The 23,247-nt window shown below is 70.6% G+C and carries 29 protein-coding genes; 18 read left to right on the forward strand and 11 right to left on the reverse strand.

The features are described 5' to 3' along the window. Positions 1 to 123 precede the first annotated feature (123 nt). Positions 124 to 684: a hypothetical protein gene (locus VEA98_RS07985; RefSeq protein WP_324812714.1), complete on the forward strand. Its 561-nt coding sequence runs from the start codon at positions 124 to 126 to the stop codon at positions 682 to 684. Here the strand turns inward: VEA98_RS07985 and VEA98_RS07990 are convergent. Beyond that, the gene (locus VEA98_RS07990) at positions 668 to 1,096 is read right to left on the reverse strand and encodes an HIT domain-containing protein (RefSeq protein WP_324812717.1); all 429 of its coding nucleotides are present in this window, start codon (positions 1,094 to 1,096) and stop codon (positions 668 to 670) included. The genes VEA98_RS07985 and VEA98_RS07990 overlap by 17 nt on opposite strands. Before the next feature lie 47 nt (positions 1,097 to 1,143). Then, a complete protein-coding gene (locus VEA98_RS07995; RefSeq protein ID WP_324812719.1) occupies positions 1,144 to 2,097 on the reverse strand; it encodes an SIMPL domain-containing protein in 954 nt (317 codons plus the stop codon). 232 nt (positions 2,098 to 2,329) lie between these two features. On the opposite strand from VEA98_RS07995, the gene VEA98_RS08000 reads away from it, so the two are divergent. Continuing rightward, the gene (locus VEA98_RS08000; protein WP_324812721.1) at positions 2,330 to 2,884 is read left to right on the forward strand and encodes a peroxiredoxin; all 555 of its coding nucleotides are present in this window, start codon (positions 2,330 to 2,332) and stop codon (positions 2,882 to 2,884) included. Between the two features lie 109 nt (positions 2,885 to 2,993). Then, complete coding sequence (locus VEA98_RS08005) at positions 2,994 to 3,527, forward strand: carboxymuconolactone decarboxylase family protein (RefSeq protein WP_324812724.1); 534 nt, start codon at positions 2,994 to 2,996, stop codon at positions 3,525 to 3,527. Positions 3,528 to 3,539: 12 nt separating this feature from the next. On the opposite strand, the gene VEA98_RS08010 is transcribed toward VEA98_RS08005, so the two are convergent. The 3 genes from VEA98_RS08010 to VEA98_RS08020 are packed head-to-tail and all read right to left on the reverse strand — an operon-like array spanning position 3,540 to position 5,346. Then, on the reverse strand, positions 3,540 to 3,902 hold the full coding sequence (locus tag VEA98_RS08010; protein WP_324812727.1) for an MmcQ/YjbR family DNA-binding protein: 363 nt from the start codon (positions 3,900 to 3,902) through the stop codon (positions 3,540 to 3,542). Next, on the reverse strand, positions 3,899 to 4,435 hold the full coding sequence (locus VEA98_RS08015) for an ATPase (RefSeq protein WP_324812729.1): 537 nt from the start codon (positions 4,433 to 4,435) through the stop codon (positions 3,899 to 3,901). The genes VEA98_RS08010 and VEA98_RS08015 overlap by 4 nt, the downstream gene beginning before the upstream one ends. Before the next feature lie 59 nt (positions 4,436 to 4,494). Continuing rightward, a complete protein-coding gene (locus VEA98_RS08020) occupies positions 4,495 to 5,346 on the reverse strand; it encodes a glutamate racemase (protein WP_324812733.1) in 852 nt (283 codons plus the stop codon). A gap of 132 nt (positions 5,347 to 5,478) precedes the next feature. Between VEA98_RS08020 and VEA98_RS08025 the strand changes: the two genes are divergently transcribed. Next, positions 5,479 to 7,656, forward strand: a complete 2,178-nt coding sequence (locus VEA98_RS08025) for a M3 family metallopeptidase (protein ID WP_324812735.1) — start codon at positions 5,479 to 5,481, stop codon at positions 7,654 to 7,656. Between the two features lie 104 nt (positions 7,657 to 7,760). On the opposite strand, the gene VEA98_RS08030 is transcribed toward VEA98_RS08025, so the two are convergent. Beyond that, positions 7,761 to 8,051: a UrcA family protein gene (locus VEA98_RS08030; RefSeq protein ID WP_324812738.1), complete on the reverse strand. Its 291-nt coding sequence runs from the start codon at positions 8,049 to 8,051 to the stop codon at positions 7,761 to 7,763. A gap of 195 nt (positions 8,052 to 8,246) precedes the next feature. Here VEA98_RS08030 and VEA98_RS08035 point away from each other — a divergent pair, with 195 nt between their 5' ends. The 11 genes from VEA98_RS08035 to VEA98_RS08085 all read left to right on the forward strand — a co-directional run bounded on the left by VEA98_RS08035 (position 8,247) and on the right by VEA98_RS08085 (position 15,903). After that, positions 8,247 to 8,393: a hypothetical protein gene (locus tag VEA98_RS08035; RefSeq protein ID WP_324812741.1), complete on the forward strand. Its 147-nt coding sequence runs from the start codon at positions 8,247 to 8,249 to the stop codon at positions 8,391 to 8,393. 232 nt (positions 8,394 to 8,625) lie between these two features. Further along, complete coding sequence (ffh, locus tag VEA98_RS08040; protein ID WP_324812743.1) at positions 8,626 to 10,149, forward strand: signal recognition particle protein; 1,524 nt, start codon at positions 8,626 to 8,628, stop codon at positions 10,147 to 10,149. Between the two features lie 25 nt (positions 10,150 to 10,174). Further along, the gene (rpsP, locus tag VEA98_RS08045) at positions 10,175 to 10,786 is read left to right on the forward strand and encodes a 30S ribosomal protein S16 (protein ID WP_324812745.1); all 612 of its coding nucleotides are present in this window, start codon (positions 10,175 to 10,177) and stop codon (positions 10,784 to 10,786) included. A 156-nt stretch (positions 10,787 to 10,942) separates the two neighbouring features. Further along, the gene (gene rimM, locus VEA98_RS08050) at positions 10,943 to 11,485 is read left to right on the forward strand and encodes a ribosome maturation factor RimM (RefSeq protein WP_324812747.1); all 543 of its coding nucleotides are present in this window, start codon (positions 10,943 to 10,945) and stop codon (positions 11,483 to 11,485) included. A 53-nt stretch (positions 11,486 to 11,538) separates the two neighbouring features. Then, positions 11,539 to 11,925 (forward strand): DUF3597 domain-containing protein, encoded by a 387-nt coding sequence (locus VEA98_RS08055; protein WP_324812751.1) that lies wholly within the window; start codon positions 11,539 to 11,541, stop codon positions 11,923 to 11,925. Positions 11,926 to 11,961: 36 nt separating this feature from the next. Next, the gene (locus VEA98_RS08060; RefSeq protein WP_324812754.1) at positions 11,962 to 12,177 is read left to right on the forward strand and encodes a KTSC domain-containing protein; all 216 of its coding nucleotides are present in this window, start codon (positions 11,962 to 11,964) and stop codon (positions 12,175 to 12,177) included. Positions 12,178 to 12,253: 76 nt separating this feature from the next. Continuing rightward, on the forward strand, positions 12,254 to 12,628 hold the full coding sequence (locus tag VEA98_RS08065) for a hypothetical protein (protein WP_324812757.1): 375 nt from the start codon (positions 12,254 to 12,256) through the stop codon (positions 12,626 to 12,628). A gap of 36 nt (positions 12,629 to 12,664) precedes the next feature. Then, the gene (locus VEA98_RS08070) at positions 12,665 to 13,810 is read left to right on the forward strand and encodes an acyltransferase (RefSeq protein ID WP_324812759.1); all 1,146 of its coding nucleotides are present in this window, start codon (positions 12,665 to 12,667) and stop codon (positions 13,808 to 13,810) included. Positions 13,811 to 13,846: 36 nt separating this feature from the next. Continuing rightward, positions 13,847 to 14,374: a CHAP domain-containing protein gene (locus tag VEA98_RS08075; RefSeq protein WP_324812763.1), complete on the forward strand. Its 528-nt coding sequence runs from the start codon at positions 13,847 to 13,849 to the stop codon at positions 14,372 to 14,374. A 30-nt stretch (positions 14,375 to 14,404) separates the two neighbouring features. Continuing rightward, positions 14,405 to 15,367 (forward strand): magnesium transporter CorA family protein, encoded by a 963-nt coding sequence (locus VEA98_RS08080; protein ID WP_324812766.1) that lies wholly within the window; start codon positions 14,405 to 14,407, stop codon positions 15,365 to 15,367. 59 nt (positions 15,368 to 15,426) lie between these two features. Next, complete coding sequence (locus VEA98_RS08085; protein ID WP_324812770.1) at positions 15,427 to 15,903, forward strand: hypothetical protein; 477 nt, start codon at positions 15,427 to 15,429, stop codon at positions 15,901 to 15,903. On the opposite strand, the gene mmcB is transcribed toward VEA98_RS08085, so the two are convergent. Continuing rightward, entirely contained in the window at positions 15,888 to 16,346 is a 459-nt protein-coding gene (mmcB, locus tag VEA98_RS08090) for a DNA repair putative endonuclease MmcB (RefSeq protein WP_324812772.1), read from the reverse strand. The genes VEA98_RS08085 and mmcB overlap by 16 nt on opposite strands. Before the next feature lie 138 nt (positions 16,347 to 16,484). On the opposite strand from mmcB, the gene VEA98_RS08095 reads away from it, so the two are divergent. Further along, on the forward strand, positions 16,485 to 16,997 hold the full coding sequence (locus tag VEA98_RS08095) for a hypothetical protein (protein WP_324812775.1): 513 nt from the start codon (positions 16,485 to 16,487) through the stop codon (positions 16,995 to 16,997). On the opposite strand, the gene hslU is transcribed toward VEA98_RS08095, so the two are convergent. The 3 genes from hslU to hslV form a co-directional block, all read right to left on the reverse strand. Beyond that, positions 16,987 to 18,288 (reverse strand): ATP-dependent protease ATPase subunit HslU, encoded by a 1,302-nt coding sequence (hslU, locus tag VEA98_RS08100; protein ID WP_324812778.1) that lies wholly within the window; start codon positions 18,286 to 18,288, stop codon positions 16,987 to 16,989. The genes VEA98_RS08095 and hslU overlap by 11 nt on opposite strands. A 19-nt stretch (positions 18,289 to 18,307) precedes the next feature. Beyond that, entirely contained in the window at positions 18,308 to 19,255 is a 948-nt protein-coding gene (locus tag VEA98_RS08105) for a hypothetical protein (protein ID WP_324812781.1), read from the reverse strand. 64 nt (positions 19,256 to 19,319) lie between these two features. Beyond that, positions 19,320 to 19,880: an ATP-dependent protease subunit HslV gene (gene hslV, locus VEA98_RS08110; RefSeq protein WP_324812783.1), complete on the reverse strand. Its 561-nt coding sequence runs from the start codon at positions 19,878 to 19,880 to the stop codon at positions 19,320 to 19,322. A 142-nt stretch (positions 19,881 to 20,022) separates the two neighbouring features. On the opposite strand from hslV, the gene VEA98_RS08115 reads away from it, so the two are divergent. Together VEA98_RS08115 and VEA98_RS08120 are read left to right on the forward strand one after the other, a co-directional pair. Then, the gene (locus VEA98_RS08115) at positions 20,023 to 20,412 is read left to right on the forward strand and encodes a BLUF domain-containing protein (protein ID WP_324812785.1); all 390 of its coding nucleotides are present in this window, start codon (positions 20,023 to 20,025) and stop codon (positions 20,410 to 20,412) included. A 31-nt stretch (positions 20,413 to 20,443) separates the two neighbouring features. Next, positions 20,444 to 21,178 carry a molybdopterin-synthase adenylyltransferase MoeB gene (locus VEA98_RS08120; protein ID WP_324812786.1) on the forward strand — a complete coding sequence of 245 codons (735 nt, stop codon included), beginning with the start codon at positions 20,444 to 20,446 and terminating at the stop codon, positions 21,176 to 21,178. On the opposite strand, the gene VEA98_RS08125 is transcribed toward VEA98_RS08120, so the two are convergent. After that, complete coding sequence (locus tag VEA98_RS08125) at positions 21,175 to 23,238, reverse strand: S9 family peptidase (RefSeq protein ID WP_324812788.1); 2,064 nt, start codon at positions 23,236 to 23,238, stop codon at positions 21,175 to 21,177. The two genes, VEA98_RS08120 and VEA98_RS08125, sit on opposite strands and share 4 nt — an antisense overlap. Between the last annotated feature and the right edge of the window lie 9 nt (positions 23,239 to 23,247).

Raw genomic sequence — 23,247 nt, forward strand, 5'->3', positions numbered from 1 at the left:
TTTAGTCCAGCGGCGCGGCGGGGGTCAACGAAGGGACGGTCCGTCGTGGCAGGTTCGATCACGAATTCGCGCGCCGCGGGGCGCCGCTTTGCCAGCGCGGAGCGAACCCGGCACACTGGCGCCATGTCCGGGATCATTCTTGCCGCCTTGGCCGGCCTGCTGGCCCAGCAGGCTGCGCCGCCCCCCTCGACGCAGCAACTCTACGAGGCCCCCGTCATCCGCCCGTTCGAGCCGGACGACGATTTCGGCAGCGAGCTGGCCGAGGGCGACGAGGCGGCGGCGGCGCACAGGCCGCCCCTGACGCCGGTCACGGTCGACGCCTACAACGGCTCCTACGAGGTTTCGCCGTCGGACCTGGAGATCGCCTACCAGCAGGGCGTCGCCTCGGCGGAAATCCGCACCGACCAGACCGCCGGGCCGCTCGACGGGCTCTGGCGCGTCCGCGACGCGGCCGGGCGGGCCCTGTACGAGATCGTGCTGATGGATCCTGGCGTGGGGCCGGCGGAGGGCGGCTGGCGGGCGCTCGGCGGCGCGGACGGGATCGGGGCGGCCACGGCGGACGGGTCCAGCTTGAGGCTGGAAGGCGACGGCGTCATCGCCCTGGAGCGCAGCGGGACCAGCTGGCGCGGCCAGTTGACGCGCGACGGGCGGACCGTCGCGGTGACGCTCACCCGGCCTGATTGAGCCGTATCCGCGAGGCGGCGGCCTGCAGGGCCTCGGCCCCGTAAGGCGTCGCGCCGCCGCGGCCCCAGACCGGATCGGGCCACAGGCCGTCGTCGTGACGCCGCCCCACCACATGCACGTGCAGCTGGGCCGTGACATTGCCGAGGGCGGCGACGTTGAGCTTCTGCACCGGCCGCAGGGCGGACTCGCCCAGCATCCGCACGACCGCGCCGGCGCGGACGATCTCGTCCATCAGGGTGATCCGCTCGGGCGGGGTCAGGTCCTCGAGCTCGTGACGGCCGACGAGGCGGGGGATCAGGATCAGCCAGGGGAAGCGGGCGTCGTCCTGCAGCCGCACCTGGCACAGGGGCCAGTCGCAGACCATGATCGAACCGGAGTCGAAGGCCGGGTCGGCTCTGAAGCGGAGCGTCATGCGCCTTCGGTGGCGCGGCGGGCCGGCCGCGTCAACCGGAGCCGTCCTCAGCCCAGGGAATAGACGACGCAGGCGCGGGACGAGAGCCATTGCATCGGCGGCTGCAGGGCCAGGGCCTGGATGTCCTGCGGAACCGTGCTGTTGGACAGGGCCGGAACCGTGGCCAGATAGTCGACCGCGTCAGCCTGGCCGGCGCTCATCAGGTCCTCCCGCCCCACCTCCACCAGCGGCGTCGGCGAGTTGGCGGGCTCGCGCGCCCTCCGGCTGCCGGTCAGCTCGACCGTCGTGGGCGCGGGCGCGCCCGATCCGTAGGACGGCCATCCAGCCAGAACATCGGTCTGGCAGGCGCGGCCCGAGGGATCGATGACCCGCACCGGCCCCAGCCGCGCGCCCGCCGCCTCGGCCGCGCCGCGGGCCCGGGCGGCGGCGTCCCGGACCGCCTGATCGGCCAGCCAGGTCAGGACGTCGTTGTCCGGCTCCAGACGGAAGCCGACCTGACCGATGCTGGTCGGCTGGGCGGCCATCACGGCGGCGTAGACGCGCTCGATCACGGCGACGTCGCGGACCGTGACGTTGATCACCGCGTCGACCTGGTAGCGCTCGATGCGGTCGGCCCGGGTGTTCTCGCGCAGCACCCCGTCGGAGTCGCGGTACTGGTCGTAGAGCGGCCGGGTGACCAGCGACGTCTCGACGCGCACGGCGTCCACGCCGTAGGCGGCGAGGGACTGGCTCAGCGCCCGCACCTGATCGGCCGCCTTGCGCGAGGCCTCGGCCGCGGTGCGTTCGATGGTCTGGAAGGTGGCCGAGAAGGTCGCCCGGTTGGCCGGCACCTCGGCCCGGACGTGACCGATGGAGGCGATCACCGGATCCCGCATCCACCACGGCGCCGGCACATAACGCTCTCCGACCGTGGCCGGCGGCGTCTGGGCGGCCGCGGCCGGCGCGAGACCCGCGGGACCGGCGAGGGCGGCGGTCAGCAGGAGGAACGTGAGACGGCGCATGAGAGGACTCCCTGTTCGCCGCCGACCTTGCCGTCCAGCCTGCGGCCCCGCAAGCGGCCGTCGGGTTCTGTCAGGCCGACGCACGCCTATGCTGATCATAGATATTATTGATCGAACAATCGATTAGTAACGATTGACTTTGTGCTGCCCGAGGCCCAATTCCCGAGCCGCGGCGCCGCTCCTCCGGCGCTCCGAGCTATTTTCGTTTCCAGGAACCATCAGGAGAACTGCCATGCTGGGCGTCGGTGAAAAACTGCCGGACTTCAAGATCACGGGCGTGAAGCCGGGCTTCAACAGCCACGAGGAGAACGGCGTCTCGGCCTTCGAGCCGATCACGCAGGACAGCTTCGAGGGCAAGTGGAAGGTCATCTTCTTCTATCCGAAGGACTTCACCTTCGTGTGCCCGACCGAGATCGCCGAATTCGCCTCGCTGGCGAAGGATTTCGACGACCGGGACACCGTCGTGCTGGGCGGCTCGACCGACAACGAGTTCGTCAAGCTGGCCTGGCGGCGTGACCACGCCGACCTGAGCAAGCTGCCGATCTGGCAGTTCGCCGACAACGGCGGCAAGCTGGCCCGCGCCCTGGGCGTGCTCGACGAGGCCGAGGGCGTCGCCCTGCGCGCCACCTTCGTGGTCGACCCGCACAACGTCGTGCAGCACGTCTACGTCACCAACCTGAACGTCGGCCGCGCGCCGGCGGACACCCTGCGCGTCGTCGATGCGCTGCAGACCGACGAGCTGTGCGCCTGCAACCGCCCGGTGGGCGGGGAAACGCTGGCGGCGTAAGCGCCGCAGGGGCGAGGGTCGAGGGGCGAGGGGCGAGAGCTCCGACGTCTCGACCCTGCCCTCCCTCTTCCTCCCTCGACCCTCGCCCCTCGACCCTGAGAGCTTCCCCATGTCGATCGACACGCTCCGCGACCTCATCCCGGCCTACGCCAAGGACATTTCCCTGAACCTCGGATCGCTCGCCTCCGAGACGGTGCTGAACGACCAGCAGAAATGGGGCGCCTTCCTGGCCTCGGCCCATGCCATCGGCGTCGCGCCGGTGGTGAAGGCGATCGAGGCCCAGGCCGCGACGGTGCTGTCGCCCGAGGCGTTGAACGCGGCCAAGTCCGCGGCCGCCATCATGGGCATGAACAACATCTACTACCGGTCGCTGCACCTGATGAAGAACCAGGAGTACACGACCATCCCCGCCCGGCTGCGCATGAACGTCATCGCCAACCCGGGCGTCGACAAGATGGATTTCGAGCTGTGGTCGACGGCGGTGTCGGCCATCAACGGCTGCGGCGCCTGCCTCGACGCCCACGAGGGCGAACTGCGCAAGCACGGCGTGCCGGCCACCCAGGTGCAGGCGGCGCTGCGCATCGGCGCCGTGGTCCACGCCGCCAGCCGGGTGATCGCCTCGGAGACGGCGCTGGCGGCCTAGGACGCTGGCCGGCTAGGGCGCGGGCGCGAGGGCGCTGAGCTTCTTCGGAGCCTGGGCGCGGTAGCTCTCGTCGATCCATGACCGGAACAGGGCCATCGGATCGTCGACGTCCGCGGGCCATCTCGCCGTGACCCAGCCGCTCTTGCCGAGGCCGTAGCCGGTGGGCTGGACGAACGGCATCTCGCGCGCCTCTGCGGCCGAGAAGGGGAGCTTGCAGGACAGGCTGAACGGCTCCCCGGCGACGCTCAGATAGGCGAAGGTCTTGTCGCGCACGGCGAGGTCGGCGTGGCCCGGCCACGGGCTCTTCAGATGCGCCTCGGGATAGGTCAGGCCGAAGGCGCGCAGGGCGTCGGCGGCGTCGGCGAGTTCCTTCACGAGCCGGCGGCTCCGCCGAGGTGGTCGACCAGCCGGCCGAATTGTTCCGCCGTCACCCCGTCGATGACGTCGGCCATGGCCCCGGCGCCGGGCCCGTTGACCACGAAGGTCCACTTCAGCGTCCGCGCCGCACCGCCCTCCGGGTCAGCCCAGCTCATGGTCAGGACGGCGTCGGCGCCGATGCCGCGGAGGGGGCCGAACGGCGCCTCGAACATCACCATCCGCTCTCCGGGCCAGACCAGAACGGTCTCGGCGTGCTTGACGCCGCCGCCGGGAAGGGCCTCGCACCAGCAGCCGCCGGGCTGCAGGTCGACGGTGATGTTGGCGGCGCTGCCGGAATAGGTGTGGGCGTCGCTCCACCAGGCGGCCGGACGTCCCGCCGCCGCGAGGATCGCCTCGGGCGAGGCGGTCACGGGGCGCTCGAAGGTGAGGCGGAAGGCGTTCTCGGACCGGGACGCCACCTCGGCGGCCGCGGGGCCGGCGAGCGAGGCCAGCGAGGCGGCCGACAGCGCAGCGAGCAGCAGACGGGTCATGCGATTTCCTCCCGCGCCCATCCGCGCCCATGCCGGGGACGGCGTCAAGCGCCCGCGGCTCAGGCGGCCGTGAAGCCCAGGGGCGCGCCCCAGAACTGGCTGACCAGGTCCGACTGCGGCCCCGGCGTTCCCGTGGTCAGGAAGTCGCGCCGGCCGGAGCCGCCCAGCGCATACTCCGGATGGCGCGCGAAATAGCGGTCGAGGGCGTCGGCGACGGCGGTCGGCTGGTGGATCAGCGGCGTGCCGTCGGGCAGGGCGGCCGCGAACAGGTCGGCGACGATCTCATAGTGGGTGCAGCCGAGGATGGCCTTGTCCGGGTGGCGGCCGATGCGGCGGCGCAGGGCGTCGACGTGGTCGCGCACCACCACCTCCAGCTCCTCGGCCGGCGCGCCCAGCTCGATCAGGCCGGCGAGGCCGGGGCAGGGTTCGGAGAAGACGGCGAGATCCTCGCGCCGCTTGTCGATCTCGATCTCATAGACCCGGCTCATGGCCGTGGCGGCGGTGCAGAAGACGCCGGTGATCTCCAGCGCCTCGATCTTGTCGCCGAGCCGCTCGGCCTCATAGGTCCACGGCAGGCCGGTGGCCGCCTCGATGGTCGGCACGATGATGCCCAGCACATTGATCGGACGTCCGTGACGCGCCCGCGCCTCGGGCACCCAGGTCTGCTGCAGGCGGCGCAGGGCGATGGCGCTGGCGGTGTTGCAGGCCAGCACGATGACATTGGTCCCGGCCTCGAACAGCCGCTCGCAGCCGGCCCGGGTCAGGTCGACGATGTCCTCGCCGCCGCGCCCGCCGTAGGGGGCGTTGGCCTGGTCGGCCAGGTAGACGAAGTCCCGCTCCGGAAAGCGCCGCGTCAGTTCGCGGTGGACCGTCAGCCCGCCCACGCCGGAGTCGAATACGCCAATCGCCATGCGGCGGCCTTTAGACGGGTGGTCCCGCTGCGTCCATCCGCCGCCGGGCAAGATTACGGCTGGTTCAGGTGACAGTCAGCGCCGTCCGGGCCTAGGTTGCCGCGGAACGATCGGCATGGATGGAGCTTCCTGATGCACAGACGACACCTTCTCATCGCGGGAGGCAGCTTCATGGCCCTCTCGGGCTGCGCCTCGGCGGGCGCTGGAATGATGGGCGGCGGCGCCGCGCCCGACCCGGCTTCGCTGGCCGAGGAGGCGCGGATCGCGCGCGCGGTCCTGCCGGTGCAGACCCCGCGCGCCGAGCTGCTGCAACCCTGGACCGGCCCGTACGGGGGCGTGCCGCCGTGGGACAAGGTGACCGCCGCCAAGCTGCGCGCCGCCCTGATCGAGGGCATCGAGCTGCAGCGCAACGACTACAACGCCATCGCGAACAACCCCGAGCCGCCCACCTTCGCCAACACCCTGGCGGCGATGCAGATGGCCGGGGAACCGCTGGATCTGGCCGGGTCCATCTACGGCGTGATGACCTCGAACATCGGCTCGGACGACTACAATGAGGTCGACACCGAGGTGTCGCCCCTGCTGTCCGCCGCCTCGGACGAGATCAGCTTCAATGAAAAGCTGTTTCGGCGGGTCAAGACGGTCGCCGACAACGCCGACGCCATGGGTCTGAACGCCCAGCAGAAGCGGATCGCCGAGCGCAGCCGCGACGCCTTCATCCGCAGCGGCGCTGCGCTGAGCCCCGAGGGCAAGGCGGAACTGGGCCGGATCAATACGGCCCTGGCCAACGCCTTCACCGCCTTCAGCCAGAAGGTCGTGGCCGACGAGAACACCTGGACGGTGATCCCGAACGAGGCCGGCATGGCCGGCGTGCCCGCAGACAACAAGGCGGCGGCCGCCGCCGCGGCGCGGGCCCGCAACGTGCAGGGCTGGGCCATCGTCAACACTCGCTCGAGCGTCGATCCCTTCCTGTCCTTCGCCGACGACCGGGCCCTGCGCGAGCAGGTCTGGCGCAAATTCGTCAACCGCGGCGACAACGGCGACGCCAACGACACCAATGCGACGATCGCCGAGATCGTCCGCCTGCGTCACCAGCGGGCGCGGCTGCTCGGCTACCAGAACCACGCCGAACTGCGCATGCAGGACACCATGGCCAAGACCCCGGCCGCGGCCTTCGACCTGATGAACCGGGTGTGGGCCCCGGCCAAGGCGCGGGTGGCCGAAGAGGTCGCCGACATGCGCGCCATCGCCGGCCACGACATCGAACCGTGGGACTATCTGTACTACGCCGAGAAGGTCCGGAAGCAGAAGTACGACCTCGACCAGAACGAGCTGAAGCCGTATTTCGAGCTGAACAACGTCCGGGCCGGCTCGTTCGAGATGGCCCACCGCCTGTACGGCTTCACCTTCGACAAGCTGCCGACCGGCGCGGTGCCGGTCTGGCATCCGGACGTGGTGGTCTATGAGGTCAAGGACGCGGGCCGGCACGTCGGCCTGTACTACACCGACGACTACGCCCGCCCCGGCAAGCGGTCGGGCGCCTGGATGACCACCTACCGGTCGCATTCGACCTTCGACGGCGACAAGAACACCCTCGGCTCGAACAACAACAACTTCATCAAGGCCGAGGGCGGCGCGCCGATCCTGATCTCCCTGGACGACGCCGAGACCCTGTTCCACGAGTTCGGCCACACCCTGCACGCCTATTCGTCGACCGTGGTCTATCCGGCCCTGGGCGGCACGCCGCGCGACTTCGTCGAGTATCCGTCGCAGGTGCACGAGCACTGGGTGCTGAGCCGGCCGATCCTGAACGGCTACATGAAGCACGTGGAGACCGGCCAGCCGATGCCGCAGTCGCTGGTCGACAAGATCGAGGCGGCGTCCACCTTCAACCAGGGCTATGCGACGGTCAGCTATCTGTCGTCGGCGCTGGTCGACATGGACCTGCACACCCAGGCGACGCCGCCGACCGATATCGACGCCTTCGAGAAGGCGTCGCTTGAGCGCTACGGCATGCCCAAGGAGATCGTGATGCGGCACCGCCTGCCGCAGTTCAATCACCTGTTCACGTCGGACGCCTATTCGGCCGGGTACTATTCGTACCTCTGGTCCGAGACCATGGACGCCGACACCTGGGCCTATTTCGAGGAGTCCGGCGACGTCTTCAATCCGGACATCGCGGCCCGCTTCAAGTCGATCATGCTGGCGCCCGGCAACACGGTCGATCGCGGCGAGGCCTACCGCGCCTTCCGCGGCCGCGACCCGGACGTCCGCGCCCTGCTGAAGGTGCGGGGCTTCCCGACTTCCTAGTGGAAGCAAGGGCGCTACCGGTCGCCGCGCGGCGGCTCACTGCCTGAGCGCGCCGAGAATGAGGGCCCGGCGGAGCGATCCGCCGGGCCTTTTTCGGGGCGGCGTCAGGCGACCAGGGGCACGCGGCTGAGGGCGTAGTCGACCTGGGCGGCGCCGGGGAGCAGGCTGACCGCCTCCTCGCGGACGGCGGCGTGGCAGGCGGCGCGGCCGCCGGTCATCGGCACGCCGCGGCACATCTGGCGGGCCGCGGCGCGGACGCGCGCGTCGAAGGCCTCGGCCCCGGCGGCGGTGGACAGGTCGAGGTCGCCCCAGGCGACGCGGGCCTCGCGGGCCGAAGCGGACCCGGCGGTGGCGGCGACGATCAGGACGGCGGCGAGAGAAGCGAGAGTTTTCATGGCGATCTCCTGTGGAGAGCTGCGTCGCTCCTTGGCGGCGACCCTGCAGGAGGTATGGCCACGCTGTTGCGGCCTGATGTGAATTTCGCGGCGGAATAGCGACGCTGGGTGAATTCGCGGAAAACTTACCGTTGATCAGGCGCCGGGGAGCAAAACGGGCCGGCCGCGGTTAGTCGCGGGAAAGGAGACCTCGACATGGACGCTTTCCCGTGGGGCATCGTGATCATCGGCGGCCCCGTGCTGCTCGGCCTCGCCCTGGTGTGGGCCAAGATGCGTGGCGGCAAGGCCACGCGGCAGGCGGACCCGGATACGCCTTCCGACGATCCGTCGAAGGGGATGTAGGGCCCCCCAACGGCCCCGCCCCCGCGGCCGCCTTGTCTTCGCCCGCCTTTTCCGCCATAAGCCGCCGCTTCCGACGCAAGTGAACCTCGCGTCTCCACCCACACGACCCCCGATCCGTCGGGACGAGGTGGGCGAGAACCCTCCGCCGACGTGATCGTCGCCGGAGGCGATTTCGCTATGGAGACCGTCTCACCCGTCGGATCGAAGGGCCCGCGGGCCGACGAGGTAGTGAATGTTCGAGGCTCTGAACGAGCGGCTGACAGGCGTCTTCGACCGGATCACCGGGCGCGGCGCCCTGTCCGAAAAGGACGTGGCCGAGGCGATGCGCGAGGTGCGCGTGGCCCTGCTCGAGGCCGACGTCGCCCTGCCCGTCGTCAAGGACTTCATCGCCTTCGCCACCGAGCGCGCCACCGGCGAAGAGGTCATCCGCTCGGTCAAGCCGGCCGATCAGGTGGTCAAGATCGTCTATGACGGCCTGGTCGAGATGCTGGGCGGCGAGGAGCCGGTCCCGATCAACCTGAACGCCACGCCGCCGGCCGTCATCCTGATGTCCGGCCTGCAGGGCTCGGGCAAGACCACGACCTCGGCCAAGCTGGCGCTGCGGCTGACCAAGTTCGACCGCAAGAAGGTCATGATGGCCTCGCTCGACACCCGCCGTCCGGCGGCGATGGAGCAGCTGGCCACGCTGGGCAAGCAGGTCGAGGTCGCCACCCTGCCGATCGTGGCCGGCGAGAGCCCGGTGCAGATCACCCGCCGCGCGCTGCAATCCGCCAAGCTGCAGGGCTTCGACGTCCTGATCCTCGACACCGCCGGCCGGATCACCCTCGACGAGGCGCTGATGGCGGAGGTGGCCGAGGTCGCCGCCGTCGCCAGGCCGGTCGAGACCCTGCTGGTCGCCGACAGCCTGACCGGCCAGGACGCGGTGCGCACCGCCAAGGCCTTCCACGAGCGTCTGCCGCTGACCGGCCTGGTGCTGACCCGGGCCGACGGCGACGGTCGCGGCGGGGCCATGCTGTCGATGCGGGCCGTCACCGGCCTGCCGATCAAATATCTCGGCGCCGGCGAGAAGGTCGATGCGCTGGAGGTGTTCGACGCCCGCCGCGTCGCCGGCCGCATCCTCGGCCAGGGGGACATCGTCGCCCTCGTCGAGAAGGCGTCGCAGGAGCTCGACCAGTCCAAGGCCGAGGCCATGGCGCGCAAGCTGGCCAAGGGCCAGTTCGACCTGAACGACCTCGCCGCCCAGCTTCAGCAGATGAAGCGGATGGGCGGCCTGCAGGGCATCATGGGCCTGCTGCCCGGCGTGGCCAAGATGAAGGCCCAGATGGCCAGCGCCAACGTCGACGACCGCATGATCGCGCGTCAGGAAGCCATCATCAGCTCGATGACGAAGGTCGAGCGCAAGAAGCCGGACCTGCTCAACGCCAGCCGCAAGAAGCGCATCGCCGCCGGCGCCGGGGTCGAGGTCCAGGAGATCAACCGCCTGCTCAAGCAGCACCGGCAGATGGCCGACATGGTCAAGTCGATGTCCAAGGGCGGCGGCAAGGGCCTGAAGCAGATGGCCGCCGCCATGGGCATGCCCGGAATGGGCGGCGGCGGCGCCGGCGACATGGCCCGCCTCAAGGCGCTGGGCGGCGGCAAGATGCCGGAACCCACGGCCGAAGATCTGAAAGCCATCCAGAACCGGCTCGCCGGCCTGGGCGGCGGACACCTGCCGGGAGGCCTTCCCGGCCTGCCGGGACTCCCCACCAAGAAATGATTTCGCTCAAAGAAAGAGACTGAAAATGCTGAAGATTCGTCTGGCCCGTGGCGGCGCCAAGAAGCGCCCGTACTACTACATCGTCGTCGCCGACTCCCATTCCCCGCGCGACGGCAAATTCATCGAGCGCGTCGGCACCTACAATCCGATGCTGCCGCGTGACGGCGAGCAGAAGCGCGTCACCCTGAAGGCCGACCGCATCGCCGAATGGCTCGGCAAGGGCGCCCAGCCGACCGACCGCGTGGCCCGCTTCCTGAGCCAGGACGAAGCCCTGGCCGGCCAGGTCAAGTGGACCCAGTCGAACAACCCGAACAAGGCCCAGCCGGGCAAGAAGGCCCAGGAACGCGCCGCCGAGCGCGCCCAGCGCGAAGCCGACCGCGCCGAGGCTGAAGCCGCCGCCAAGGCCGAAGCCGCCGAAGCCGCCGCCCGCGCCAAGGAAGAAGCCAAGGCCGCCGCCGAAGCCGCCAAGAACGCTCCGGCGCCCGAGCCCGAAGCCGCCGCTGAAGAGGCTCCGGCCGCCGAAGCCGCCGCGGAAGACGCTCCGGCTGCTGAAGTGACCGAGGAAGCGCCGGCCGAAGCCGCCGCCGAAGAGGCCCCGGCCGCCGAAGCGACCGAAGAAGAGAAGACCGAGGCCTGAGGTGATGTCCCTCTCCCGATGGGAGAGGGAGGGGCCCGCCCGCGCCCGCGGGTGGGAGGGTGAGGGGTTATGGTGCGTCCGAATGAAACACCGTAACCCCGCTCCCCTTCGCGCCAGAACGACCGCTCCGCGGCCGTGCGCTCAGGCCCTCTCCCAATGGGAGAGGGTTTCGTGACCACGGACAGCAAACTCATCCTCGTGGCCCAGGTCGCCGGCGGCTTCGGGGTCAAGGGCGAGGTGCGGGTGACGGCGTACACCGCCGACCCCATGGCCCTGCTGTCCTACGGACCGCTGCTGCGCGCGGACGGCTCGGTCGGCCTGACCCTGACCTCGGCGCGGCCCGACAAGAACGGCGTGGTCGGGCGGGCGAAGGAGATCGCCACCAAGGAGCAGGCCGACGCCCTGCGCGGCCTCAAGCTGCACATCCCGCGCGACCGCCTGCCGGAACCGGACGAGGACGAATTCTACCTGACCGACCTGGTCGGGCTGGAGGCGCGCGATCCCGAAGGGGCGGGGCTGGGCACGGTGAAGTCGGTGCAGAATTTCGGGGCCGACGACATGCTGGAGATCGCCCCGGCGGCGGGCGGGCCGACCTGGTACCTGCCGTTCACGCGGGAAGCCGTGCCGGAACTGCACATCGCCGCCGGCTGGCTGCTGGCGGTGCGCCCGGCAGAGGTCGGCGAGCGCGAACCGGACTGAACCTCGGCCGCTGCCGGGCGTTAGCCCGCCTCAATCACAAGGAGGCGTGCGTCATGGGAATCTTCAGCTCGATCTGGGACCGGATCCGGGGCCATCGGCCGAAGGCCGCGCCCGCCGCCCCCGCTGCGCAGGCCGCGCCGACTCCGGCGGCGACCGCCGCCCCCGCCGCCGCCGCGCCGGTCGATGTCGAGGCGGTGCTGGTCTCCATGGCCGAACTGAAGGGCGAACAGGCCGCCGGCAACTGGCGCACCTCGATCGTCGACCTGCTCAAGCTGCTGGGGCTGGATTCCAGCCTGGAGGCGCGCAAGGAGCTGGCCCAGGAGCTGGGCGTCAACGCCGGTCCCCACGGCAGCGCCGAACAGAACATCGCCCTGTCCAGGGCGGTGTGGCGCAAGCTGGCGGAGAACGGCGGGCTTGTGCCGGACTCCCTGCGCGACTGACAGGGAGCCGCCGGTTCGCTCCGGCGTTTTCCGTCCATGCCCTCGAGCGTCATCCGCCGCTTCAGCTATGACGAAACGCAGCGGCGGCTGCGCGTCACCTTCACCAGCGGCGACGTCTACGAGTACGACGGGGTGCCGCCGGAGGTGAACGCCGCCTTCCGCGAAGCCTTTTCCAAGGGCCGGTTCTTCGGCCCCCACATCCGCGACCGCTACCCCTGCCGGCGGGTCGAGCGGGGTCTGCGCGCGGGCTGAGGCGCGCCCGGCCGCGCTTTTGTCTGGCGGCGAACCGTGCCTATGGTGACGCTCCGTGACCGATCGGAGTGACGCGATGCGCCGGACCGTTCTCGCCCTCTTGAGCGTCGCCGCCCTCGCGGCGGCCTGTCAGCCGCCGGCCGAGACGCCCGCTGCGCAGTCCGCCGACGCCGCCGCGCCAGCCCCGGAAATGCCCGCCAACGCCCCGCCGCAGGAGGAGGTCGATCCGACCGTGCTCGCGGCCGCTCCGGCGGGCGAGCCCGGCTCCTGCCTCGGCGAGGTCGGCGCGGCGGCGTCGGCCCGGCTGGTCGAGCGCTGCATCGCCGTCAGTCCCGCCACCCATCCGCCGTGCAACGCCGCCAATCCGTGCGAGATGATCCAGGGCGAGATCGACCGCGCCTGCGAGATGTACGGCCCGGGCGAGGCGAAACCGGCGGAATGCGGCGCTTAACGGTTCCTAGAGCCTGAACCCCTAGCCTGGACGGCCATGACGCCCGTCCAGACGCCGCCCGATCTGCGCGCCCTGACCACGCTGCGATTCCTCGCCGCGCTGTGGGTGGTGCTGTTCGCAGCCTGGCCGCACCTCGACGTGGGTTTCGTTCCGGTGGCCGTGACCCGGGGCTATCTGGGCGTCGAGGTGTTCTTCGTCCTGTCCGGCTTCATCCTCAGCCATGTCTATCTGGAGGCGGCGGGACCGCGCGAGGGCTTCAGCTACCGCGGCTTCCTGTGGGCCCGGATCGCGCGGGTCTTCCCGCTGCACCTCGTCACCCTCGCCGGGATGATCGCGCTCGGCGCCGGCGCCACGGTCGCGGGCCTGACGGTCAGCGAGAGCCTGCTCGACTGGCGCTCCCTGCCCGCCCACCTGACCCTGACCCACGCCTGGGGCCTGGCCTCCAGCGCCGCCTTCAACCACCCGTCGTGGTCGATCTCGGCGGAGTGGTTCGCCTATCTCAGCTTCCCCGCCTTCGCCTTCGCGGCCTGGAGGATGCGCGAACGGCCGGTGCTGGCCACGGCGATCGCCGCCGGAGCGGCGCTGGCCCTCTACGCAGTCTTCGAGCGGGCGGCGGGCTTCTCCCTGACCGAGGCGACCTTCCGCTGGGGCGCGCTGAGGATCGTGCCGTGCTTCGCCCTCGGCTGCGCCCTCTATCTGGTCCACCGCCGCGCCCCGGTGCGCCACGGGGCCGTGGTCGCCCTCGTCAGCGGCGCCGCGCTGCTGGGCTGCGCCGCGATGGGCCTATGGGATCCGCTGGTGGTGCTGTGCGCCGGGGGCCTGATCCTCGGCCTCGCCGGCGTCGACAACGCCCGCGCCGGCGTCTTCGCGTCCCGGGCGGGGGTCTATCTGGGCGAGATCTCCTATTCGATCTACATGGTCTGCGCGCCGGTCCTGCTGCTGGGCGTCAACGTCGCGGCGCGGCTGACCGGGGCGGACGACAAGAAGCTTCACATCATTGTGTGGCTGGGCGTTCTGGCGCTGATCCCGGTCGCGGCGGCCCTGACCTATCACTTGGTCGAACGTCCGTCGCGCAAGGCTTTGCGCGGCCTCGCGACTCGCTACGGCTCAGGTCAAGAGGGGGCGACGGCGCAGACGAATTCGCCCGAAAGGGTTCTTCAACCCTCGAAAACTATCGTCTAAGGCTGATTCCACAGGCAGGTCGGGAAACACGCCAGCATGATGAAACGGCTCACAGCCGCCGCGGTTGCGGCGACCCTCGGATTTTTCGCGCTGGCCGGCCTGGCCCCCGCCGCGAAGGCCGACGAGCCGTACTGGCAGTGCGTGACCTTCGCCCGGATGTTCTCCGGCATTGAGATCTTCGGCGACGCCCACACCTGGTGGTCGCAGGCCCAGAGCCGCTTCCAGACCGGCCATCGCCCGCGCACCGGCGCGGTGCTGACCTTCCAGCCCAACGGCCGGATGAGCCGCGGCCACGTCGCCGTGGTCTCGGAGGTGCTGACCGACCGCGTCATCCGCATCACCCACGCCAACTGGGGCGGCAGCCGCGGCAAGGTCGAGGAGAACGTCACCGTCGTCGACGTCTCGGACAATGGCGATTGGAGCGCGGTCAAGGTCTGGTACAACCCGATCAATGACCTGGGCACGACCGTCTATCCGACCTACGGCTTCATCTACAAAGCCCCGGCCGAGCCCTCGGACGGCCTGCTCATGGCCTCGGTCGCGGCCGCAGACGGCCAGCCCTGATCCCCTGACCCTCGACCGGAGGGTCCGCCGATGATCCGCGCCTACAGCCCCGGCCGCGAGGTCAGCGAGGCCCCGGCCGGCGATCCTGCCGCCTGGACCCTGCCGCCGGACGCGGTCTGGATCGATCTGGTCAATCCGACGCCCGAGGAGGACCGGGCCGTGGAAAGGGCGCTCGGCCTTTCGGTGCCGACCCGGGCGGAAATGGCCGAGCTGGAGGCGTCCAGCCGCCTGTATCGCGACAACGGCGCCACCTATGTCACGGCCGACATCATCCAGCATGGCGACGCCGACATGCCCGGCCTCGAGCCGGTGACCTTCGTGCTGACGGCGGGGCCGCTGATCACGGTGCGCTATTTCGATCCCAAGCCGTTCGCCATGCTGCTGGACAAGCTGGAGCGCAATCCGGCCCTGTGCGGCGCCGGCGCGGACGTGTTCCTGCACCTGATGGAGCAGATCATCGACCGGGCCTCCGACGTGCTCTCGACCAATGCGGCCAAGGTCGAGGCCGTTTCGAACCACGTCTTCAGCGGGCGCAAGACGGTCGGCTTCGAGAAGCTGATCACCCAGCTGGGCCGCGCCCATATCGCCAACGCCCGCATCGAGCAGAGCCTGGCGGGGCTGGCGCGCATCTTCGCCTTCGCCGCCCTCGACGAGCGGATCGAGCGGCGGGCGGAGGCCCGCGAGCACCTCAACTCGCTGACCCGCGACGCCCAGAGCCTGACCAGCCACAACCAGGCCGTGGCCGCCTCGATCGATTTCCAGCTGTCGGCGGCGCTGGGGCTGATCAACATCGAGCAGTCCTCGATCATCAAGATCTTCTCGGTGGCGGCGGTCGCCTTCCTGCCGCCGACGCTGATCGCCTCGATCTACGGGATGAATTTCGACCACATGCCTGAACTGCCGCAGGTCTGGGGCTATCCGGCGGCGCTCGCAGCCATGGTCGTCTCGGCCCTGCTGCCGCTGGCGTGGTTCAAGCGGAAGGGCTGGCTGTAAGGCCGCGCTTGACCGCAGCCGTCGCGCCGCGCTCCATGCCCGAAACCGGAGATCATCCCATGCGCGCCTTCGCCGTGACCGCCGTCGCCCTTCTCGCCCTGTCCGCCTGTTCGCCGCCCGCGGAAGCGCCGGGCGAGCCGGAGCCCGCGCCCGCCCAGCCGACGACGCTGGCCGGCGTCGACCTGACCCGACCGCTGCGGGCCATCGGCACCGAGCCCTTCTGGGCCGTCGAACTCACCGGGACCGAGCTGGTCTACAGCGGCGCGGACCGGCCCGAGCAGCGGGCCCCCCAGACGGCGCCCGTCGTCCGGGGCACCATGGCGGTCTGGGAGTCGACCACCTCCGCCGGCAATCCACTGACCGTCACCCTCACGGCGACCGACTGCAGCGACGGCATGAGCAACCGCACCTGGCCCCTGACCGCCATGGTCAAGATCGGCGGCGAGACGCTGATGGGCTGCGCCGCGACGGTCAGCGCCATCAGCGCGACCGGCGAAAGCGGCCGGGTCGTCGACGGGCCTCAGCCGGCCGGCTGATCCCGCAGGGTCCTGAGCGCCCCCAGCCGGGCGAAGGCGATGGTCAGGACCTTGCGGCGGGCGGGGGCCAGCGGAATCGACACGGCTTCGCGCACCACCGCCCCGCCGAAGGCGTCGGCGACGATCAGCCCCGGCTCGTCCGGCAGGATGTCAGACGGAAATTCGGGCGCGACGGCGAAGTAGAACAGATCGCAGTACGGCCGGTATTCGCCCCATTTGCGGTCGACGCGGAAGTCCTCCAGCCCCGACTTGACCTCGCAGATGGCGATCTCGCCGCGCGGCCCCAGCGCCATGACGTCGGCGCGCCGGCCGTTGGGCAGGCCGACTTCGAGCAGGGGCGCATAGCCCATGTCGGCCATCAGCCGCGCGGCCCCGCGGGTGACCGACAGGGTGGTCGCGGGTCGGCTGAAGACGAGGTCGATGTGGAGGGCGGCGGCAGGCATAGGCACGTTATGTTCGGCTTTCGTTCCGGTTTCAACAGGGGGGCGCACAGAAGACGGCCGTCATTCTCGTCAGGAACCGTCCGCTCGACCTTGAGTAGACCGGCCCCTAGCGTCCGGGGCCATTGAGGAGGCAGGGGCGTGCTTGTCGTGCAGCACCATTGGCGGCGGTGGACGGCGCCGGATCAGCAAAGGCCGCTGCCGACGGCCCGTGACGTTCGGCTGACGCCTGAACGGGTCTTCGGCTGGGGGAAGTCGTTCGACCACTCCGGGGAGGTCGTGGTCTGCAGTGGGGCCCGTCTGGAGCAGAGGCCGGGCGACCAGTGGCGGCCGCTCGAATGGCGGGGCGGCGCGATGGAGATACAGGTCGGACTCCATCGGCCGGGAGGGCTACGATCTCATTGGGACACCGGCTTCCACTCGCCCAACTGGCTGTTCACGCTGAAGCCGGGCCAGATCGGCCGCGTCCGATGGAACGGGCGGTTCGGAGCGCGGCGGGAGATCGGCCCGTGCTTCGAGGATCACATCTACTGGATCGGCATCGGCGATCCGGACCCGGGCATGTTCCGCGATCGCCCCCTGCACGCCAATCACGAGCGCCTCCACCTGCGGGACGGGGGCGGATGGAAGACGGCCGAGGATCCTACAGGATGAACCGGCTCAGATCCGCGTCGCGCGCCAGGTCGGCGACCTTGTCGCGCACCTGATCGCCGTCGAAGGCGATGGTCTGGCCGGCCAGGTCGGAGGCCTTGAAGCTGGTCTCCTCCAGCACGCGCTCCAGCACCGTCTGCAACCGCCGGGCGCCGATGTTCTCCACCGTCGAATTGGCCGCCACCGCCGCGTCGGCCAGGGCCGCGATGGCGTCGTCGGTGAAGGTCAGGGTGACGTCTTCGGTGGCCAGCAGGGCCTGGTTCTGGCGGATCAGATTGGCCTCGGGCTCGGTCAGGATGCGGACGAAGTCGTCGCGGGTCAGGGCCTTGAGCTCGACACGGATCGGCAGCCGTCCCTGCAGCTCGGGCAGCAGGTCCGACGGCTTGGCGACATGGAAGGCGCCCGAGGCGATGAACAGCACATGGTCCGACTTCACCGGCCCGTACTTGGTCGACACCGTGGTGCCCTCGATCAGCGGCAGCAGGTCGCGCTGCACGCCCTCGCGGCTGACGTCGGCGCCCGAGGCGCCCTGCCGCGCCGCCACCTTGTCGATCTCGTCGAGGAAGACGATTCCCTCGTTCTCGGCCAGCAGCAGCGCCTCGCGGGTCAGGCTATCCTGATCCAGCAGCTTGTCGCTCTCTTCGGTGACGAGAGGGCCGACCGCGTCGCGCACCGGCAGCTTGACCGTCTTGGTGCGGCCGCCGCCCAGCTTGCCCAGCATCTCGGACAGATTGATCATGCCGACATTGCCGCCGCCGGGCAGGTCGAGGCCCTGGATCGGGGAGCCGGTGTCGGCCAGCGACAGTTCGACCTCCTTGTCGTCCAGCTCGCCGGCGCGCAGCTTCTTGCGGAAGCTCTCGCGGGTGGCGGGCTGCGAGCCGGGCCCGACCAGCGCGTCGAGGAGGCGCTCCTCAGCCGCGGCCTCGGCCCTGGCCTTGACGCCGGTGCGGCGCTTGTCGCGCACCATGACCAGCGCCGCCTCGACGAGGTCGCGCATGATCTGGTCGACGTCGCGGCCGACATAGCCGACCTCGGTGAATTTGGTCGCCTCGACCTTGAGGAAGGGGGAGCCGGCCAGCTTCGCCAGCCGCCGGGCGATCTCGGTCTTGCCGACGCCGGTGGGGCCGATCATCAGGATGTTCTTGGGCGTCACCTCGTCGCGCAGGTCCTCGGGCACGCGCTTGCGGCGCCAACGGTTCCTCAGCGCCACGGCCACGGCGCGCTTGGCGTCGTCCTGTCCGACGATGAAGCGGTCGAGTTCCGAAACGATTTCGCGGGGAGAGAGGTCGGTCATGGGGTGGAGATAGGGCGACTCAGCTCCCGGCGGGAGGGGGTGGCGGCGACGGGGGCGGAGCGGGGGTCGGCGGCGGGGGCGGAGGAGGCGGGGCCGGGATCAGCTGGGCGAGGACGATCTTCCAGCCCGCCTCCTGCCGTTGCCACAGCCGGACGTAGTGGCCGGCGCGGAGCTGGTCGTCCCGGATCCACGCCGCCGGACCATAGGTCCAGACCAGATCGCCGTAGTTCGAGGCGCCGCCGCCCTCGGTCGGGCCGAACCGGAACGCAGCGGGCCAGCCGGACAGGGCCTCGGCGAAGGCCTCGCGCCCGATCGCCGGCGGGCGCGGCGCGACATAGAGCCGCCCGTTGTCGGCCATGACGGCGAGATGGGCGGCCTTCTGGTCGACGGCGGCGGCTTCGGCGAGGAGGGCCTCCTGTTCCCGAACAGCGTGCATCGCCCGCTCGGAGCGCGGACGAGGACTGGTCGATCCGTCCGCATACGCCACCTCCATGAGTTCCGGCCCCGCCGGCAGGATCACCGGCTCCGTCTCCGGCCCCGGCACATCGGCCGCGCTGGCGCCGGAGCCGCCGTCGTAGACCCATTTCCACGAGCCGTCGGACTGGCGCTTCCAGATGGTGAAGTAATGCCCCGTCCGCTGACCATTCAGGGCCACGCCGCCGGTGGTGAAGCCCATGTCGCCGGAGCGGGAGACGCCCGCGAAATTCGGCCACCACTCCAGCAACGGCTCGCCGGCGGGTTTCGGGCCGTCGGGATAGGCCTCGCCGACCCGCTGCGCCTGGCCGCCGCCGATGACGATCGCTTCCGGGACCGACCATTTGTTGAAGCTGCCGGCGATGCCCATCGACGGCGCATCGGCCGCGAAGGCGCGTTCGGCCGCGACGACCTCCGCCACGTCCGGGGTCTGGGCGAGCGCCGGCGAAGCCAGCAGGGCGAGGGGCAGGGCGAAAATGGCGAGATGGCGCATGGGATCCTCCGCCGCGCATGGAACGCCAGCGAAGCGGGGCTGTCCCGTTAAATCGCTGTCAGGGTCAGTCCAGCGTCTCCACCGTCAGGTTGCCGTTGGTGTAGACGCAGATGTCGGCGGCGATGGCCATGGCGCGGCGGGCGATGGTCTCGGCGTCCATGTCGGAGTGGTCCAGCAGGGCCCGGGCCGCGGCGAGGGCGAAATTGCCGCCGGAGCCGACCGCCGCCACGCCGTGTTCGGGCTCCAGCACGTCGCCGACCCCGGTGACGGTGAAGATCGAGTGCCGGTCGGCGACCAGCAGCATGGCCTCAAGCCGGCGCAGATAGCGGTCGGTGCGCCAGTCCTTGGCCAGGTCGACGCAGGCGCGGGCCAGCTGGTCCGGATACTGCTCCAGCTTGGCTTCCAGCCGTTCGATCAGGGTGAAGGCGTCGGCGGTCGCCCCGGCGAATCCGGCCAGCACCTTGCCGCCGGCCAGGGTTCGCACCTTGCGCGCCGCGCCCTTGACGATGGTCGGGCCCATGGAGACCTGGCCGTCGCCGGCGATCACCGTGCGGCCGTCCTTGCGCACGGCGAGGATGGTCGTGCCGTGCCAGCCGGGAGAGGAGGTGTCGTTCGCGTTCATCATCCATTGCAGATGGCGACGAAAATGCGGCGCGGCAAGCCGTTTGCGGCGCGATTCCAATGGCTACGCTAAGCCATATTCTGACCAATGTAAGCCCTTACAAGGACATTCTATACCCCAAAACTCGCCTTATGAGGGAGCCGTCGTGCTTCATCGCGTGATCTACGCCAGCGAAGCCGTCGGCGTCACCGGGACTTCGACCCTGTCCATCGCCCAGATTCTGGGGGTGTCGGAGCGCAACAACCGCCGCGACCACCTGACCAGTTGCGTGATGTTCCACCAGGGCCACATCCTGCAGGCCATCGAGGGCGCGCGCGCCGACGTCGACCGGCTGATCCGCCGCCTGCTCGATGATCCCCGCCATTCCGGCCTGCGCATCCTGATCGACACGCCGATCAACGCCCGCCGCATCGACGAGCCGATGGGCCTGTGCGGAAACCCCGCCGCCCTGCTGGACCGGGTCGGGCTCAACTGCCTGTCCCGCGTCACCGCCAACGAGGCCGAGGCGCTGCTGGATATCCGCCAGGCCGCGTGACCTTCCGCTCCGGACACCCTAACTGGGTCCGGTGAGCTTTTCCGACGACGAGATCGAGCGCTACGCCCGCCACCTGGTCCTGGCCGAGATCGGCGGGCCGGGGCAGCAGCGGCTGAGGGCCGCGCGCGTGGCCCTCGTCGGCGTCGGCGGAGTCGGCGCGCCGGCGGCCCTGTACCTCGCCGCGGCGGGGGTCGGGACGCTGCGCCTGATCGACGACGATGCGGTGAGCCTGGCCAACCTGCAGCGCCAGATCCTCTTCGCCGGCGCCGACATCGGGAGCGCCAAGGTGGCGGCCGGGGCCGGGCGGCTGACGGCCCTCAATCCGCACGTGACGATCGAGGCGGCGCCCGAACGCCTGACCGACGCCAGCGCCGGCCGGCTGCTGGACGGCTGCGATCTCGCGCTCGACGGCACGGATGATTTCGCGACCCGTTTCGCGGTCAACGCCGCCTGCGTCGCGGCCGGGATTCCGCTGGTGTCCGGGGCCCTGGGCCGCTGGAGCGGGCAGGTCGGCGTCTTCGGGGGCCGGCCCTGCTATCGCTGCCTCGTGCCCGATACGCCCCCCGACGCCGAGACCTGCGCCCGGGTCGGCGTCGTCGGAGCCCTGGCCGGGGTGGTCGGCTCCATGGCGGCGCTGGAGGCGATCAAGCTGATCACCGGCGCCGGCCGGGCGCTGTCGGGCCGGCTGCTGATCTACGACGGCCTGGCCGGCACGGCGCGGACCGTGGGGGTCGCCGCCGATCCGGCCTGTCCGGTCTGCGGCTAGTCGGCCAGGGCGGCCTCCGCCGGCGCCGGCGCCGCGGCCTCGACGGCGGGGGCGACGGGCGAGGCCGGAAGGTGGCGGGCGAGGAAGGCCTCGACCTCGGTCAGGACCGTGATGTCGTTGCGGGTCGACCAGTCCGAATGCCCCGTGCCCTCCAGCACGATCAGCCTGACGTCCTTGCCGGCCCGCCTCAGAGCGCGCTGCATGTCGCGCGACTGGCTGACCGGCACCACGTCGTCGTCCTCGCCATGAATGAGCAGCACGGGCAGGGTCCAGTCGGCCGCGCGCCGCAGCGGCGACACCGCCTCCAGCCGTTCGCGATCGGTTCGCGGGTCGCCGATGGACTTGAGCCAGTAGTCGTAGGCGTCGGAATCCGCGCCCGCCTGCGACCGTTCCCAACGCATCATCGAGACGAGGTCGCTCGGCCCCGCGACGGCGATCACGCAGCGGTAGAGGTCGGCCTGGGTCGCGCCGGCCTGCAGCGCTGCATAGCCGCCGTAGCTGGCGCCCACGACGCAGACCTGGTCGCGCTCCGCCAGCCCCTGCGCGATCAGGTGCTCCACCCCCGCGGTCACATCGTCCTGCATGCGTCCGCCCCACTCGCGATAGCCGGCCTCGGCGAAGGCCTTGCCCATGCCGGATGAGCCGCGGAAATTGGGCTGGAACACCTGATAGCCCCGTGTCGCCAGGAACTGGGCCCACCGGTCATAGGTCAGGTAGTCGCGCATCTCGGGGCCGCCGTGCGGCATGACCACCAGCGGCAGCGGCGCCTCCGCGGCGTCCCCCGGCGGGCGGGTCAGGTAGCCGAACAGGGCCTGGCCGTCGGCGGCCGCGTAGTCGACCCGCTGCATCACGCCCAGTTCGGGCTCGGGCAGGCGCGGATAGATGGAACCGACGAAATCCATGTGCCGCTCGGCGACATTGAAGATGTAGTATTCGCCGGGATTGTTGGGGGCCGAGGCCTGGACCAGCCAGCGCGAGCCGTCGCGGGCCTGGGACACCACCTGGACGCTCCAGGCGTCGCCGAAGAAGCGGCGGATGCCGGTCATCACCGCGTCGTCGCGTCGGTCGGTGAAGTCGCAGCGGTAGATGTCGGCCCAGTAGCACCCGGCCAGCAGCTCCGCCGAATCCGCGTCGAGCACGATGCCGGAGACGTCATACTCCGGATGCCGCCAGATCGTCGGCCCCATGGTGCGGGTGGCGAAGTCGAACACATGCACCCCGGCCGTGCTCTCGCCCCCGACCGCTTCGGGCCGGATCGACACATAGATCTTGCCCGGCTCGCTGGTGGCCCCGAGGAAGTCGTAGTCGGGCAGGTTGCGGATTTCGTCGCGGCGCAGGCGATAGACCTCGCTCCAGCCGCCGTCGGCGTTCAGCGCCTCCATCAGCAGGATCCGGCCGGTCGAGCCGCGGTAGGCGATCCGTCCCACCACCGCGCCGCCGCGGTCGGTGAGGTAGTCCAGCACCCGCGCATGGCCGTCGAGGACCTTCACGGCCTCGCCCGACAGGATGTTGACGCGGGCCACGTTCAGCCCGCCGGAGCGGTCGCGATAGCTCATCAGGATGTGGTCGGGATCGTCGCGCAGCGTGTCGAGCACCTCGCCGGGAAGCGCCTCCCGCGTGCCCGGCGCCTGGAGCGGAACCATGCCGGAGCCGTCGCGCGCCACGGACAGCACCGACTGGCCGAAGGTCCAGCCTCTGATCCGCCCGTCCTCGCGTCCGCCGGAGCGGCGCAGTTCGAACCGGGTCAGGCCGATCAGCAGCCGGTCGTCCGTCTTCCAGCGGATCCACTCCACGAAGACGCCGCCGAAATTCTCATTGGCCGAGCCGGCCCCCATGACCGAGACCGTGCCCTCCTGCAGGTCGCGGATATGGACGGCGCTCTGCTCGCCGACGCGGACCGTCCAGACCAGGTACCGGCCCGTCGGCGACAGGCTGGCGGAGCCGAGGGTGGGCCCGTCGACGAAGTCCTCCACCGTCAGCGGGTCGGCGCGCGCGGGCGCGGCCGCCGCCAGCAGGCAGAAGACCGCGCAGGCGGCGGCCATGGTCCGGAGAATATGCATCGAAGACGC

The sequence above is a fragment of the Brevundimonas sp. genome (assembly GCF_035627055.1).
Lineage (GTDB): Bacteria > Pseudomonadota > Alphaproteobacteria > Caulobacterales > Caulobacteraceae > Brevundimonas.